The organism is Flavobacterium subsaxonicum WB 4.1-42 = DSM 21790, from assembly GCF_000422725.1.
In the GTDB taxonomy this organism is placed as follows: domain Bacteria; phylum Bacteroidota; class Bacteroidia; order Flavobacteriales; family Flavobacteriaceae; genus Flavobacterium; species Flavobacterium subsaxonicum.
In genome coordinates this window covers 19,735-36,393 of sequence record NZ_AUGP01000028.1, presented here as the reverse complement: position 1 = coordinate 36,393, position 16,659 = coordinate 19,735, and the positions used below count along the sequence as shown (strand labels likewise).

The following is a 16,659-nucleotide window of genomic DNA, read 5'->3' as shown; positions in this document are numbered from 1 at the left end:
TTACAGGTATCTTTATGCTATCAATTAAAAACAAAATCTTGATCAATGAAAAAATTTGTAATGGCAGCCTTACTGCTTGCCAGTGTTGCCGGTTTTGCACAGGATAAAAAAGAGCTAAAAGAAGGCCACAAGCCTAAGACCGAAATAACACCCGATGAGCAGGCAAAAAACCTGACCAAAGAGCTTGGCCTTAACGACAAACAGCAAGCTAAGGTTAAAGCTTTTTATACCGAAGAGCAAAAGAAAAGGGAAAGCAACAAGCCCGAAGGCGGCAAAAAAGGCGAAAAACCGGATGCTACTGCTATGGAAGCTAAAATGAAAGAAGAACAGGCGGCTACCGATAAAAAAATGAAAGGCATACTTACTGATGAGCAATACACGAAGTGGAAAAGCAATCAAAAAAACCAGGGACCTAAAAAACCCGTAGATAAAAAGGCAGACACTAAGAGATCTTAATTACACAACTATTTCTTATGCCGATAACCGCTCTCTGGGAGAAGAGCGGTTATTTTTTTGCACTATACTCAGCGTCGATTTATAGATTGTTGGATAATTAGATTGTTAGACAATAGTTACTGAGAAATCCATTCACTCTAAATCTAATATACTAACAACCTAAAATCTTATTAAATTCAATTCCGTCTAAACATCTAATTATCCAACAATCTAAAAATCCTCTTTAATTTTGCCTTAATTTTGCAGCTTCAAAATGTACTGCCTTTATGAGAAAAATAGCCAACAGCGAACTGAACCGCAAAAACACCGAAGAATTTAAAGAAGCGGCTAAAACGCCTATTATTATAATTTTAGACGATGTAAGGAGCCTGCATAATATCGGGTCGGTTTTTAGAACGGCCGATGCGTTCCTGGTTGAGAAAATATACCTGTGCGGCATTACCGCCACCCCACCCAATAAAGAAATACACAAAACTGCCCTTGGCGCCACCGAAACGGTAGATTGGGAGTATCAAAAAGAGGTTATTGATGTAATAAAATCGCTTAAAAACCAGGATGTTGAGGTTTTAGCTATAGAGCAGGTAGAAAACTCTGTATTTTTACAGGATTTTGAGCCCATAAATGGCAAAAAATATGCGTTAGTGTTTGGTAATGAGGTTAAAGGCGTAGCACAAGAAGCTATCGATCTATGCAGCGGCACTATCGAAATTCCGCAGTTAGGAACTAAACATTCCCTCAACATTTCGGTTTCTGCCGGAATAGTAGTCTGGGATTTGTTTAAAAAAACGGCACTATAACGTTTCAGTAGTTATTTTTCATATTTTTACGGGATGAAGAATTTTGTCCCGAAATATCTGAGAATTCAATTATTACTCCTTTTTTTTTGCGCTAACTCTTTTGCACAAAATAATGCCGCACCGGTTGTAACCGCAGTGGGCAACCAAGTATATTGCCCCGGCACACCCATTAACATTGTAACCGATTTTAATATTACCGATGCCGATGATACCGGCACCAACGCCGTATACATACAAATATCATCGGGCTATGTAAACGGGTCGGACAACCTGAGCCTTAACACTACCATTACCAACGTTACCAGCAGCTGGAATGCCACCGCAGGTAAGCTGACCATAAGCGGCGTTGGCGGGCAGCAGGTGCCGTATACAACACTTATAAATGCTGTAAAAAACAATGTAGTATACAACAGCACGGCAGCCAACCCAACCGGTTCGCGCTCCTTTTCCATCACACTTGGCGATGCCAATTACCTGCCTTCTACAGGGCATTACTATAAATATATTGCCTCTTTGGGCATAAGCTGGACAGCCGCTAAAACCGCAGCACAAAACACTACCTATTTTGGGCTTCAGGGCTATCTTGCCACACTGAGTTCATCGGACGAATCGCAGCTTTGCGGCGAGCAGGCTACGGGCAACGGCTGGATTGGCGGATCGGACGCGGAGACCGAAGGCGTTTGGAAATGGATGACGGGACCCGAAGCCGGTACCGTATTTTGGAATGGCGCTGCCAACGGCACTACACCCAACTACGAATACTGGAACAACGGCGAACCCAATAATTATAACGGTAACGAAGATTATGCCCATATTACCGCACCGGGCGTTGGTATTGCCGGCTCGTGGAACGACCTTAGCGTTAACGGCGACCCCGATGGTAATTACCAGGCTAAAGGCTATGTGGTAGAATATGGCGGCATGCCGGGCGAAACGGCTCCGCAAATATCAGGCAGTAGTACTATTACCATACCCACCATTACAGGCAACACACCGGGGGCCGTTTGCGGCAGCGGCACTATAGCCTTACAGGCGCAATCCAGCAACGGTAATGTATATTGGTATGATGCCCCAACAGGCGGTAACTTACTGGCATCGGGCAGTAATTTTACTACGCCAAATATAACCACGACCACAACGTATTATGTATCGCCTTACGATGCCAGCTGTACCACTGCAAACCGTACCTCTATATTGGCTGTAGTAAATTATATACCTGTGGTTACAACAACATCGCCGGTAACGGTGTGCAACCAGGGCAGTGCCACATTGCAGGCAAATGCTTTAATAAGCACCATTAACTGGTATGATGCCCCCACCGGCGGTAACCTTATTGGTACCGGCAACAGCATTACCAGCCCTGCCGTTACGGGTCCAACCACTTATTATGCCGAGGCTACCAGCAGCGAAGGCTGTATATCGGCACGTGTGGGCGTAAACGTAACCGTTACGCCATTACCTACACTAACCACCACCACCCCGGCCGACCTGTGCGGAGGCGGCACTGCAACACTTACCGCCACACCAAGTGCGGGTACCGTTAACTGGTACGATGCTGCTACAGGCGGTAATCTTATTGGTTCGGGTACAACAATTACGAGTCCGAACATTACGGCAACCACCACGTATTATGCCGAAGCGTTTGACAATACCTGTACCTCAACACGAATGCCTGTTACCGTAACGGTTATTCCGCAGCCGGTAATAACGGCTGTTAGCCCGGTGTATGTTTGCGTTCAGGGTACGGCGCTGTTAGAAGCTACTACTACAGTGGGTTCCATTAATTGGTATGATGCCCCTACCGGCGGCAACTTAATTGGCAGCGGAAATAGTATTACGAGTCCGTTTATTACAACCGATACCACTTTTTATGCCGAGGCCGATAACAGTGGCTGCCTTACAGCTACACGAACTGCCGTTGTAGCTACAGTGCTTTCTTTACCAACCGTAACAGTAACCACACCGGTTGCTATTTGTGGCGAGGGCACAGCGATATTAGAGGGCGTGCCATCGGCAGGGATAATAGACTGGTACGATGCCCCAACGGGCGGCAACCTTATTGGCAGCGGCAACAGCATTACCAGCCCTAACATTACGGCAGATACTACTTTTTACGCGCAGGCCATTAACAACAATTGCCCGGCAGCAGACAGGATAGCTGTAGACGTTGTTGTAAACCCGGTGCCGGTTTTAGGCGATGATGAAGCCGTGGAGTTTTGCGAAATTGCTACGTTAGATTTAGATGCCGGCCTGCCCAACCAACAGTACGAATGGTCTACAGGGGCAACTACACAAACCATAACCATAGACGAGGCCGGTACGTATAGCGTAACGGTAACGAACTCTTTTGGTTGCCCGTCTACAAAAGTATTTACGGCTACAACTATTGCAGCCCCAATAATAGACCGCATTGCTATAAACAACGAGAGCGCCACCATTATGATGGAAAACGGCACGGTAGATGATTACGAATTCTCTATAGATGGGATAAATTACCAGGCGTCGCCAAGGTTTTATAATTTATCAAGCGGGGTGTATTTTGCCTACGCCCGCTCTGTAATTAATTGTGGCGAAGACACAAAACGCTTTACCATTAACCTTATACCAAAGGCATTTACACCTAACGGAGATAACGTTAACGACCAGTTTACCCTGGCCGGCATGAGCAAACTACCCTATGCTACCGTAATTATATTAGACCGTTACGGCAAGATAATTACGCAGCTAAGCCGCCTTAACCCGTATTGGGATGGCACTTACAACAGCCGCCCACTGCCTGCCGATGATTACTGGTACATTGTAAAAGTTGATAATGCCACGCCCGAAATTAAGGGGCACTTTGCTTTATTGCGATAAGTTAGCCGCATTGTTTATCTGCTCCAGCAGCCACATATAATCGGGTTGGTGGTGCACAAAATCGCGGCCGCTAACATCTATAACCAATACATTTAGGCCCGTTGTGTGCTGTATGTATTTTAAGTAGCCTTTGTTAATATCTTCAAGATAATCGGCGGTAATATCCTGCTCGTAGCTGCGTCCGCGCTTTTTAATCTGCTCTAAAAGCGTTGCACTGTTTTGGTACAGGTACACATACAGGCCGGGGCGCGGAATTTCGCTGTACATAATATCAAACAATTTGTGGTACAGCTTGTATTCGTCTTCGGTAAGGGTAACTTTAGAAAATATAAGCGATTTAAAAATATGGTAATCGGCCACAACAAAATCGCTGGCAAGGTTAAACTGCGCCAGGTCTTCGGTAATTTGCTGGTAGCGGTCGGCCAAGAAAGACATCTCTAACTGAAAAGCATACCTCTCTGGCTCTGCATAAAATTTGGGCAAAAAAGGGTTATCGGCAAAACGCTCCAGTACGATCCTCGCATTAAAATCTTCCGATATCTTTCCGGCTAACGATGTTTTACCTGCGCCAATATTACCTTCAATGGCAATGTACTTAAATTTTTCGGGGTTTAAATTTGCCAATGGTGCCGGCAACTGCATTAAAAAATCGCAGGGGCTGTTGTCTTCCGCGGTATCAATCAGGGCATTTACATCCTGTTTTATAACGGGGTGCATCCAGTGCGGGGCAACATCCCGTAAGGGCAAAAGCACAAAATTGCGCAACTGCATCCGCGGATGCGGCACCTGTAAATGCGGCTCGTTTATAACATCGTTATTAAAGGCAATCAGGTCGACATCTATAGTGCGCGAAATGTGCTGCCCGTCGGCGCTGCGTACCCTGCCGCCCTGCTGTTCGGCCTGTTGCAGCCCCTCCAGCAACTCGTGCGCTGTTTTATTGGTATGCACCAAAATCGCACAGTTGTAAAAGGCATCGCCCACAAACCCCATAGCAGGATTTTCGTAAATGCCCGAAACCTTTACTACGGTAGCTACATGGCTGTGTATAAAATTAATACTGTCTTGCAGGTTTTGCAGGCGGTTGCCCAGGTTGCTGCCTAACGATAAAATAGCGGTGTTCTGAAATTTCATAGGCTACAAAGTAAGCAAACATTTTGCTGCCATTTTAAAATATTGGCAAGCTGTTAATAAAATTAAAACAATGCAATTTGCTGTGTAACATATAGCGTAATTTTGCGACCTATTTAGAAAATCGAATTCATTATGCAATTTTTAAAAAACGTACTCTCTACCCTTGTAGGTTTATTTTTGTTCTGTTTCCTGTTCTTTATACTGTTTGCCGTTATTATTGCGGCGGTTGGCAGTAGTGTTGAAAGCGACGATGTAGTGCAGGTAAAAGACAACTCTGTTATAGAGCTTGATATAGCCACCGTTAAAGCCGATTATGGCGGCAAGGTTACTTATAAAGATTTTGGGATGCTGGACTCTGAACCCAAAGACGGACTTTTTGATGTGCTTAACGCCATAGACGAAGCCAAAAAAGACGACCGTATTAAAGGCATTACCCTTACCAATACCAACTCTGCCCTGGGCATTGCGCAAAGCAAAGCACTAAGGGACAAGCTGGAAGAATTTAAAAAAACTAAGAAATTTGTAGTGGCTTATTCTGATGCGTTGAGCCAGACCGACTACTACCTTAACTCGGTAGCCGATACGCTGTACCTTAACCCGGTAGCCGACCTTGAGTTTAAAGGGTTATCATCTGAAGTGATGTTCTTTAAAGATTTTCAGGAAAAAACAGGCATTACTATGGAGGTTATCCGTCACGGTAAATACAAAAGTGCTGTAGAGCCTTTTCTTGCCAACGAAATGAGCCCTGCCAACAGAGAGCAGATAACGGCCCTGCTAACATCGGTATGGAGCAATATGGTGGCCGATATTTCGGCGAGCCGCAACATACCTGTAGACAGCCTTAACAGCATTGCCAACAACCTTAGTGCCCGTACTGCCGAGCTTGCCAAGCAGGTTAAGCTTATTGACAAAATTGGCTACGAAGACGAGTACCGCAACGGTATAAAAAAAGCACTTAAAGTTAATAAAACCGAAGAATACAACTCTATTGATATTTTAGATTATGTAAGTGCTACCCATTTAAACGCGCTACTTAGCGATGCAACCGATAAAATTGCCATAATTTATGCCCAGGGCGAAATTACAGGTGGCGAAGGCGATGTAAATGTTATTGGCGAAAAGGCCATGAGAGAATCATTCAAGGCGGCGCTGGAAGATGATAATGTAAAATCCATAGTATTGCGTGTCGATTCGCCGGGCGGTAGCGCACTTACATCCGAACTTATTTGGAGGGAAGTAGAACTTGCCAAGCTTAAAAAGCCGGTGGTGGTTTCTATGGGCAACTATGCAGCATCCGGAGGTTACTACATTTCGTGCGGTGCCAACAGGATTTTTGCTGAAGCCGGTACCATTACAGGCTCTATTGGCGTGTTTGGCGTACTGCCCAACTTTACCAAGCTTAGCAACAACATGGGCATACATACAGAGCAGGTTAACACGCACACCAATGCGGCAGGCTACAGTGTGTTTACCCCTTTGCAGGATAACACCCGCGAGGTTATACAGCAAAGCATTGAGCAGATATACGGCACGTTTGTAAACCGTGTTGCCACTGGCCGTAAAATGACACCCGAAGCGGTTGACGCCCTTGCACAGGGCCGCGTATGGACCGGTGCCGATGCACTTAAAAACGGACTGGTAGACGAAATTGGCGGCCTTGATGATGCCATTAAATATGCTGCCAAACTGGGCAAAACCACCAAATACACTACACAAAATTTTCCGGAGTTTAAAAAGTCGTTTAAAAAATACATAGCAGGCTTAACAAGTCCGTTTACACAGACTAAAGAAGAGTTTATTAAAGAAGAAGTGGGCGTGCAAAACTACGAAATGATAGAGCGCATAAGGCGTGCCACACAGCTTAGGGGCACACAGGCTATGATGCCTTTCGAAATAAATATAAGGTAAGATACGTTGTATTGTTTTATCTTTAAGCCCAAATTAGTACTGTTATGTTGAAAAAAGTTTTGAAATGGACGGGCATTGTACTGCTTGTCCTGATTATTGCCCTTGCGGCCGCGCCTTTTTTATTTAAAAACAAAATTAAAGCCATGGTTGCCAAGGCTATTAACGAGCAGGTAGATGCCACCGTGGCGTTTGAGGATGTTAGCCTTAGCCTGTTTAGTAATTTTCCGCAGGCCAATGTTACCATAGATAAGCTGAGTATTATAAACAAGGCCCCTTTTGCCGGAGACACCCTGGTTTACATGAACGAGATAAACCTTAAAATGTCGGTTAAAGAGCTTTTTAAAGGCGATGGCGAAACGATGGCGCTGCAATCGTTCAGCACCAAAAACGGGGTGGTAAACATACTTTTTAATAAAGACGGCGTGGGCAATTTTGATATTGCCATTAAAGATGAAGCCGAGAAGCCAGCATCGGCAGAAGCCAGCAAGCCCTTCGCGCTAAGCATTCAAAACTACGAGGTAGAAAACCTTAAGTTTAAATATTTTGACGAACGCTCTAAAATAAAAGTGGTTATAGACAGCCTTAACCACAAAGGCACCGGCAATTTTGCCGCTAATAAGCTGGACCTTGATACCCATACTACCGCCAAACTGACGATGGATATGGACAAGACCAACTACATGCGCAATGTAGCCCTTAAGCTGGATGCCGTTTTGGGTATGGACTTAGACAAGAGCATTTATACCTTTAAAGAAAACAAGGCATTTATAAACCAGCTGCCTTTAGAGTTTGACGGCAGCGTTGCAATGGTTGAAGCCGGGCAGCAGATAGACATGACGTTTAAAACGCCAACCTCATCATTCAAAAACTTTTTAGGGTTAATTCCGGAATCGTACTCCGGTAGTATTGCCAATGTAAAAACCAATGGCGATTTTACCATTAACGGTAAGGTAAACGGCCTTAACAGCGATAACAGCGTACCAAAATTCAACATTGCCATTGCATCTAACAATGCATCGTTTAAATATCCTGACTTACCAAAATCGGTAGAAAATATTGTTATTGATACTAAAATTATTAACGAAACGGGAGTGCTTAACGACACCTACGTTAACCTTGATAAACTGTCGTTCCGTATCGACCAGGATGTGTTCGATGCCAAAGCCAACATCAAAAACATTATAGAAAATGCCCTTGTAGATGCCCGTATTAAAGGTACCGTTAACCTGGGGAATGTAGCCAAAGCCTACCCGGTTAAGTTAGATATGCCGCTTACCGGTATACTTAAGGCCGATGTGGAGACTAAATTCGACATGAAATCGGTAGAGACGGGTGCGTACGAGAAAATTCAGAATAAAGGATTAATGAGCCTGAGCGGTTTTAACTACCAGGCCGATGGTTTTCCGCAGCCGTTTGTTATCAGCCAGGCCGATGTGCAGTTTAACCCAAGCCGCATAACCCTGAGCCGTTTTGATGCCAAAACCGGAAGCTCTGACCTTGCCATTAACGGTACGCTTGATAATTTTTACGGTTTTGTGTTTAAAGACCAAACCTTACAGGGCAACTTTAATATGAGTTCTAACAAGCTTGTGGTGTCGGACTTTATGGCTACCGAAACCAAAACTACCACCACAACCAAGAAAACCGAGGGCGAGGGTGAAAAGACTACCACAAAAAAAACCACAACATCTGATGCGGTTAAAATTCCGGCTTTTTTAGATTGTACTATAAACGCCAAGGCCAACACCGTGGTGTACGACAACCTGAACCTTACCAATGTGTCGGGTAAAATGATTATTAAAGATGAGGCGGTTGCCCTGCAAAACGTAAAAACCAATGTATTTGGCGGCGCTATTGGCTTTGCCGGTACGGTTTCTACCAAAGGTGCCACGCCTAAGTTCGACATGAACCTGGACCTTAACAGCCTTGATATTACACAGTCGTTCACCCAGCTGGAAATGCTTAAATCTATTGCACCTATTGCAGGGGTTATTAACGGTAAGATGAATTCTACCATTAAGGTATCAGGTAACCTGGATGCCAAAGAAATGACGCCCGACTTAAACTCCCTTACGGGAGATTTATTAGGGTCGCTGGCCAATACTACCATCAACACCCAAAATTCTAAGGTGCTTACGGCTTTAACCAGCAACCTTAAATTTTTAGATCCGTCTAAGTTAAACCTTAACCAAAAAATTAACCTGACGTTTAGCGATGGCAAGGTTAACATTAAGCCGTTTGCGCTTAAATACCAGGATATAGATATTAACATTCAGGGTACGCATGGCTTTGACCAGAACATGAATTACACCGTTGCGTTTGATGTACCTGCCAAATACCTGGGCAGCGAGGTTAACAGCCTTATAACATCGTTAAAAGCAGGCGACGCCAGTAAAATTAGCGTGCCGGTTAATGCGGTTATTACAGGCAACTTTAAAAGCCCTAAGGTTAGTACCGATATTTCTAAATCGGTTACCAGCCTTACGCAGCAGCTTATCAAACAACAAAAAGACAAATACGTAAATGAGGCTAAAGACAAAGGTAAAGACCTTTTAAATGGCATTATAAACGGTAACAAGCCTAAAGACACTACCAAAACTACTACCCCTAAAACCGACGAGGAAAAGGTAAAGAGCGGCATTAATGCAGTAAAAGACCTTTTTGGGAAGAAGAAGAAACAGTAGAGCCAGTATTCAGTGTTCAGTCGCAGTGAACAGTTAAGTTGACGGTTTACAGTTTTAAGCCTGCCTGCCGGTAGGCAGGTTGACAGACTTGATACAACAATATATAAAAAAATGCCTGGCAGAAATAATCTGCCAGGCATTTTTATTTTATAGATTCAGAAACAACTCAAAACCCCGCAACCGTCAACGGTTACACGCTTATGCGTACAACAAAACCTTCGTAAGAGCGTACGTTAAAAACGGTACCATCTTCAAAAATCAGGTACTGCCCTTTTATTCCGGACAGTTTACCGCTATAACTTGGCGTGGTAGCTAAGTTAAGACTGCTTATTTTTTTAGGATATTCCAGTACGGGGTAGTCTAACGTATATAATTTCTCAACAGTAGTTTCAAAAAAGGGCATTACCTCATCGGGTAAATTCCAGCTGGCTTCGTTACGGCGGGCTAACAGGTCTATAGGCGCTACATCGTTAAGCAGCATCTTTTTCCAGTTTATTTTATCCGAGAAATGCTGCTTAAGGGCAACCTCGGTAATTCCGGCAAGGTAACGGTTAGGTACCTCTACAAGGGGGGTGGCAAAGCTGGCACCCTGGTCTATCCAGCGGGTGGGCACCTGTGTTTTTCGGGTTACCCCTACCTTCATGTCGCTGCTCGATGCCAGGTACACTACGTGCGGCTGCAATTGTACTTTTTGTTCGTAGGCCAAATCGCGGTCGGCAACACCCAAATGAGCGGTGCTTAGCTCGGGGCGCATTATCCAGTCGCCTGCACTGGGTATGCTGTAAAAGCAGTCGTAGCAGTACCCCATGCGGTATATTTTTTTCTTTTTAGAGCAGTTGGTGCAGCTAAAACCCATAAAGTTAATTTCGAACTCTTTACCCAAAAGTTGGTTAACATGTAAAAAACTATCATCAAAAACCAGGTAATATTGTATTGGGCTACCCAACTCTGTTTGCATTTTTGTGAGAACTCCTTCGTATTGCATGAAAAATTTAGTATTTTTATGGCTATAAAGATAGCACAAATATGGCTTTGCCTATAATCAATTCGATAGCTTCGTGGATACTCAAAAAAAGGATCCACCAGATAGAGCTCTTTTTAAAGTACCCACACGAAGTACAGGAAGAACTACTGCACAACTTAGTTAAAATGGCCGAAAACACTGCCATTGGCCGTAAGTATGGTTTTGAATCGGTTAAAAACTACAGGGCCTTTACAGAGAGGGTCCCGGTTTCTACCTACGAAGATTTAGAGCCGCTTATTGAGCAAACCCGCACCGGCGAGCAAAATGTTTTTTGGCCTACACCCATTAAATGGTTCGCCAAAAGCAGCGGCACCACCAATGCCAAGAGCAAATTTATACCCGTAAGCTCTGAAGCGCTGGAAGACTGCCACTACAAGGCCAGCAAAGATTTGCTGTGCCTGTACCTTAACAACAACGAAGATTCTCAGCTCTTTACCGGCAAAAGCCTTCGCCTTGGCGGCAGCAAGCAGCTGTATGAAGATAACAACACTTTTTTTGGCGACCTTTCGGCCATACTTATAGACAACATGCCGTTTTGGGCCGAGCTTAGCAGCACGCCCAGCAACCGCGTGTCGTTAATGGGCGAATGGGAGAGCAAACTGGCCGCTATAGTGCAGGAAACCATACACGAAAATGTTACCAGCTTTGCCGGTGTACCCTCGTGGATGATGGTGCTGCTTAACCGTATACTCGAAGAAACCGGCAAGACCAACCTGCTCGAAATTTGGCCCAACCTGGAGGTGTATTTTCACGGTGGGGTTAGCTTTGCCCCGTATCGTGAGCAGTACAAAAAAATACTGCCCAAACAGGGTTTCCAATTTTACGAAATATACAATGCATCTGAAGGATTTTTTGCCATACAGGACAGCAACGACAGCGATGAGCTGCTGCTGATGCTGGATTACGGCATATTTTACGAGTTTATCCCGATGGATACCTTTGGCACGTTAAACCAGAGGGTTATTCCGCTATCGCAGGTGGAGGCCAATAAAAATTACGCCATTGTTATTACTACCAATGCCGGGCTTTGGAGGTACATGATTGGCGATACCGTACGGTTTACATCCATCAATCCCTACCGTATAAAAATTACCGGCCGCACCAAGCACCATATTAATGTTTTTGGCGAAGAGCTGATGGTTGAAAATACCGACAGGGCCATAGCCAAAGCCTGCCAGGTTACGGGTACGGAGGTAATTGATTATACCGTTGCCCCTATTTTTATGGAGGGTAAAGAAAAGGGTGCCCACGAGTGGATTATAGAATTTAAAAGCCAGCCTAATGATGCCGAGCATTTTAGGGCAACGCTGGATGAAGCCCTGCAAAGCTTAAATTCTGACTACGAGGCCAAGCGCTATAATAACATGACGCTAAACCCGCTGGTGCTTAACGTAGCACGCCCTAAATTGTTTTACGACTGGCTTAAAGAGCAGGATAAACTGGGCGGGCAACACAAAATACCGCGCCTTAGCAACGAACGCCATTACCTGGAACAGCTTAAGGCCATGCAGGCAGAAGGTAGCTTAACCGACCTTGCTTAAAACTTTAACACACACAAAATTAGCTACTTATTAAAATTTGGCATTACATTTGCCTTAAGAGATATAAAATATTTTAAATGAAGATGAATTTAATGAAGAAGAAATATTTATTTTTAGTTGGTTCGGCCCTTATCTTGTTAACATCGTGCAACACGGCACACCGCTACAACTGCGGCAGAAAACGCCGCTGCATACAGTACAACGAAACGGTAAATGTTTCGGCAAGTGTACCGCAAATGTTTAACAACGCACAATAAAAAAATGCCACTCTGCAACAGAGTGGCATTTTTTTATGGTTTGATTTTGGGATATATTATTAATTCCCTAATCCGGAATTAGCAATTATTTTATACTTATTGCAGCACCACCGCCCGGGGCAAGCTTTTGCTGCAACTTGGTTTTGCTGGTTACCTTAATGGTTTTAATGGCATAGCTTTGCGGATTTTTCTCGTAATGCGCATCGGTACCATCGGCATAAATAGTTGCCGTAAAGGTTTTGCCTTTTGGCAGAAACTCGAAGGTAATGTTGGCAGTACGTGCATTTTCATCGGTAATGGCACCTAAAAACCACTCGTCTTTGCCTTTAGCCTTACGGGCCATAGTAATGTAATCGCCCGGCTCTGCCTCTATAACATACGACTGGTCCCAATCTACCGCTACATCTTTAATAAACTGGAATGCATCCAGGTGCTTGTTGTAGGTTTCGGGCAGGTCGGCAGCCATTTGCAGCGGACTGTACATGGTTACATAAAGTGCCAGTTGCTTAACCAATGTGGTATGTACGAACGAATTATTATCGGGGTTATACGCACTAATTTTAGTCTGAAAGATACCCGGGGTATAATCCATAGGGCCACCCATTAGCCTTGTAAACGGCAAGATGGTAGTATGGTCGGCGTTGTTACCGCCAAACGATTCGTATTCGGTTCCGCGGGCAGCCTCGTTACCAATAAGGTTAGGATACGTACGCGCCAAGCCTGTAGGTCGCACCGCCTCGTGTGCGTTAACCATAATTTTATATTCGGCAGCCTTGGTAACGGCATACAGGTAGTGGTTGTTCATCCACTGGCCGTAGTGGTATTCGCCCCTCGGAATGATATCCCCTACATAACCGCTTTTTACCGCGTTGTAACCGTTATCTACCATAAACTGGTACGCTTTATCCATCCAGCGCTCGTAGTTGCGCACAGAGCCCGATGTTTCGTGGTGCATAATTATTTTAATGCCTTTAGAGGCCGCATAGCGGTGCAGTTCTTTTACATCAAAATCGGGGTACGGGGTAATAAAATCGAACACAAAATCTTTCGATTTTCCAAACCAGTCTTCCCAGCCTTCGTTCCAGCCCTCTACCAAAACGGCATCAAAACCGTGCTGTGCAGCAAAGTCAATATATTCTTTAACATGGGCCGTGTTGGCGGCATGCTTTCCGTTGGGCTTGGTTTTAGAATAATCCAGTTCGCCCAGGTGCACGTTGGTAAGGTCGTTATACGCCCAGGTGCTTTTACCGGTAATCATTTCCCACCAAACACCTACATATTTAACGGGCTTAATCCACGATACATCTTTAAACTTGGTAGGCTCGTTTAGGTTGTAAATGGTGCGCGACATAAGTATATCTCCAGCCTTATCGCTTACAAGCACCGTTCTCCACGGGGTTTGCGCGCTTGCCTGCAGGTAGCCTTTGTTGCCCTGTGCATCGGGCGTAAGCCACGATTCGAACACCATATTTTTATCATCGAGATTTAACGACATGGCCGAATAATCGATAAGTGCTGCCTCGTGTATGTTAATGTACAGGCCGTCTTTACTTTTCATCATCAGCGGCGTTTGCACACCTGTTGGCGAAAAGGTTTCCTGAGACGCATTTGGCGTTACTGCCGTTGTCATTTTGGCGCGAATTTCGGAAAGGTTAGACGTTGTAGTGCTGTATTCTTGCGTATCATAATCGCCCGGAAGCCAGAATGCTTTGTGGTCGCCCGCAAGGGCAAACTGTGTTTTTTCTTCTTTTATAACAAAGTAGTTAAGCTCGGGCTGCTCCGGGAACTCGTACCTAAAGCCAAGGCCATCGTTAAACACCCTGAAACGGATGCGGATGTACCTGCCCTTTTGCGCCTTTTGGCTAAGGGTAACCAACAGCTCGTTATAGTTGTTACGGATGCTTTTCTCCTCACCCCATACCGGTGCCCAGGTTTCATCAAAGGTGGCGTTTTCGGTTTTATCAACGGTAAAACCGCTAAGCATTGGGGCAACATCTTTAGTATCTATGCCCAGCTTGCTGGTTTTAATAACGGGTTTCTTTTTGTAGGTAAGCTCATACGTTGGCTCGCCGTTGGCACTAAGCTTAAAGGTAAGAACCACATTTTTATCGGGCGATGTTACCTGCTGCGCATGGAGTGCCGCACCGGCAAGTAAAAGAAAGGCCCAGAATAATTTTTTCATGGAGTTGTGTTTGAAATATTGATTATCTAATTGCAAACGATAAAATTACCCAAATAAACAATACAAAGGCGCACTATAACATTTTCGTAACCACGCAAAGGTTTGCGTGTTGAAAAGTTTCTCTTTAAGTCTTAAGGTCGAAGGTCGTAAAGTCGAAAGGAAAAATGCCATAAAGTCGTCAGGTCGAAAGTCTTCAAGTCATGGAACGCGGATGACACGGATTTCAGGACGCGGATTTTACGGATTTTTCAGGTAATGAAATTATGAGTGAAGTGAAGGAGTTGAGAAATTTTAAAGTTAGAAGCCGATGATTTATTGTAACATTTTTGACGTGGAATATTGAATCAAAATCTGCGGAAATCCGCGTCCTGAAATCCGTGTCATCCGCGTTCCATAAACTTCGACTAACTTAAGATCCAAAAGTGAAATATTAAGCTTTTTTAAAGATTTTACTTACTAAAAGTAAAGTTTAACATGATAAAAACTTTGATTTATAGCGTTTTTAAAAACCAAAAGTGAAATATTAAGCACAAAAAAGCCCCTTTCGGGGCTAATATACTGTGAACTGTCAACTAAAAACTGACTACTATTAAGATGCTGTTTTAAGCCTTTTAAGTAGCGTACGGTTTAAGTGATGGTCTACATAATCTTTATCAATGTCCAGGGTTCTTTCTTCAGAGCCCGGTAATTCGTACATAGCCTCTGTAAGGATGGCTTCGCAAAGCGAACGTAATCCCCTGGCACCCAGCTTGTACTCTAATGCTTTATCTACAATATAGTCTAAAGCATCGTTAGAAATCGATAGCTCCACGTCATCCATAGCGAATAACTTTTTGTACTGCTTAACCAGGGCGTTTTTAGGCTCGGTTAAAATTGCGCGAAGTGTATCTCTGTCTAACGGGTCCATGTGGGTAAGCACCGGCATACGCCCAATGATCTCAGGAATTAACCCAAAATCTTTAATATCTTTAGGGATAATGTACTGTAACAGGTTGTCTTTGTCGATGTTATCTATGTTTCTTGATGTGCTGTACCCTACTGCCTGGCGGTTAAGCCTTTTAGAAATGATGCGCTCTATACCATCAAAAGCACCACCGGCAATAAACAGGATGTTTTGGGTGTTAACCTCAATAAACTTCTGGTCGGGGTGTTTACGCCCACCCTTCGGCGGAACGTTAACTACCGTACCCTCAAGTAGTTTAAGCAATGCCTGCTGTACACCTTCGCCACTAACATCACGCGTAATAGACGGGTTATCGCTCTTACGGGCAATTTTATCAATCTCGTCTATAAACACAATGCCACGCTCTGCCTTAGCAACATCATAATCAGCCACCTGCAGCAAACGTGTAAGGATGCTCTCTACGTCTTCGCCCACGTAACCAGCTTCGGTTAACACCGTTGCATCTACAATAGCCAAAGGCACGTTAAGCATGCGCGCTATAGTTTTAGCAACCAGGGTTTTACCGGTACCGGTTTGCCCTGCCATAAGTATGTTGCTTTTTTCTATCTCTACATCATCGTCGCTTTTTTGCTGCGTTAACCTTTTGTAGTGGTTGTATACCGCAACAGACAGCACTTTTTTAGTCTGGTCCTGCCCTATAACGTACTGGTCTAAAAATGCCCTAATTTCTTTAGGCTTTTTAAGGTCCAGCTCTGCCGCCATAGCGGTAGACCCGCTTTGTTTTAGCTCCTCAAGCACTATGCCGTGAGCCTGTTCTATGCATCGGTCGCAAATGTGCGCACTAATGCCCGCAATTAATAAATTGGTCTCCGGCTTTTTCCTGCCGCAAAAAGAACATTCTAATACTTCTTTCGCCATC

General features: G+C 44.4%; 11 protein-coding genes. 7 read left to right on the top strand and 4 right to left on the bottom strand.

From position 1 onward, the window contains the following. The first annotated feature begins 45 nt into the window (after window positions 1–45). The 3 genes from G509_RS21765 (at window position 46) to G509_RS22830 (ending at window position 4,109) form a co-directional block, all read left to right on the top strand. Entirely contained in the window at window positions 46–456 is a 411-nt protein-coding gene (locus tag G509_RS21765; protein WP_051200083.1) for a hypothetical protein, read from the top strand. A gap of 266 nt (window positions 457–722) precedes the next feature. Continuing rightward, a complete protein-coding gene (locus tag G509_RS0109040; RefSeq protein ID WP_026991233.1) occupies window positions 723–1,253 on the top strand; it encodes an RNA methyltransferase in 531 nt (176 codons plus the stop codon). Window positions 1,254–1,286: 33 nt separating this feature from the next. After that, complete coding sequence (locus tag G509_RS22830; protein ID WP_081663278.1) at window positions 1,287–4,109, top strand: Ig-like domain-containing protein; 2,823 nt, start codon at window positions 1,287–1,289, stop codon at window positions 4,107–4,109. On the opposite strand, the gene folK is transcribed toward G509_RS22830, so the two are convergent. Continuing rightward, complete coding sequence (folK, locus tag G509_RS0109030; protein WP_026991232.1) at window positions 4,098–5,240, bottom strand: 2-amino-4-hydroxy-6-hydroxymethyldihydropteridine diphosphokinase; 1,143 nt, start codon at window positions 5,238–5,240, stop codon at window positions 4,098–4,100. The two genes, G509_RS22830 and folK, sit on opposite strands and share 12 nt — an antisense overlap. Before the next feature lie 132 nt (window positions 5,241–5,372). Between folK and sppA the strand changes: the two genes are divergently transcribed. After that, on the top strand, window positions 5,373–7,148 hold the full coding sequence (sppA, locus tag G509_RS0109025) for a signal peptide peptidase SppA (RefSeq protein WP_026991231.1): 1,776 nt from the start codon (window positions 5,373–5,375) through the stop codon (window positions 7,146–7,148). Between the two features lie 44 nt (window positions 7,149–7,192). Next, a complete protein-coding gene (locus tag G509_RS0109020; protein ID WP_026991230.1) occupies window positions 7,193–9,832 on the top strand; it encodes an AsmA-like C-terminal region-containing protein in 2,640 nt (879 codons plus the stop codon). A gap of 190 nt (window positions 9,833–10,022) precedes the next feature. On the opposite strand, the gene G509_RS0109015 is transcribed toward G509_RS0109020, so the two are convergent. Further along, window positions 10,023–10,817, bottom strand: a complete 795-nt coding sequence (locus G509_RS0109015) for a DUF2797 domain-containing protein (RefSeq protein ID WP_026991229.1) — start codon at window positions 10,815–10,817, stop codon at window positions 10,023–10,025. Window positions 10,818–10,858: 41 nt separating this feature from the next. On the opposite strand from G509_RS0109015, the gene G509_RS0109010 reads away from it, so the two are divergent. Both G509_RS0109010 and G509_RS23315 read left to right on the top strand, forming a co-directional pair. Next, complete coding sequence (locus G509_RS0109010; RefSeq protein ID WP_026991228.1) at window positions 10,859–12,397, top strand: GH3 auxin-responsive promoter family protein; 1,539 nt, start codon at window positions 10,859–10,861, stop codon at window positions 12,395–12,397. Between the two features lie 77 nt (window positions 12,398–12,474). Next, a complete protein-coding gene (locus tag G509_RS23315; protein ID WP_131450779.1) occupies window positions 12,475–12,654 on the top strand; it encodes a hypothetical protein in 180 nt (59 codons plus the stop codon). 85 nt (window positions 12,655–12,739) lie between these two features. Here G509_RS23315 and G509_RS0109000 read toward each other — a convergent pair whose 3' ends face one another. Next, window positions 12,740–14,836, bottom strand: a complete 2,097-nt coding sequence (locus G509_RS0109000; RefSeq protein WP_026991227.1) for a glycoside hydrolase family 97 protein — start codon at window positions 14,834–14,836, stop codon at window positions 12,740–12,742. A 589-nt stretch (window positions 14,837–15,425) separates the two neighbouring features. Continuing rightward, the gene (gene clpX / locus G509_RS0108995; protein ID WP_026991226.1) at window positions 15,426–16,658 is read right to left on the bottom strand and encodes an ATP-dependent Clp protease ATP-binding subunit ClpX; all 1,233 of its coding nucleotides are present in this window, start codon (window positions 16,656–16,658) and stop codon (window positions 15,426–15,428) included. Window position 16,659 lies beyond the last annotated feature (1 nt).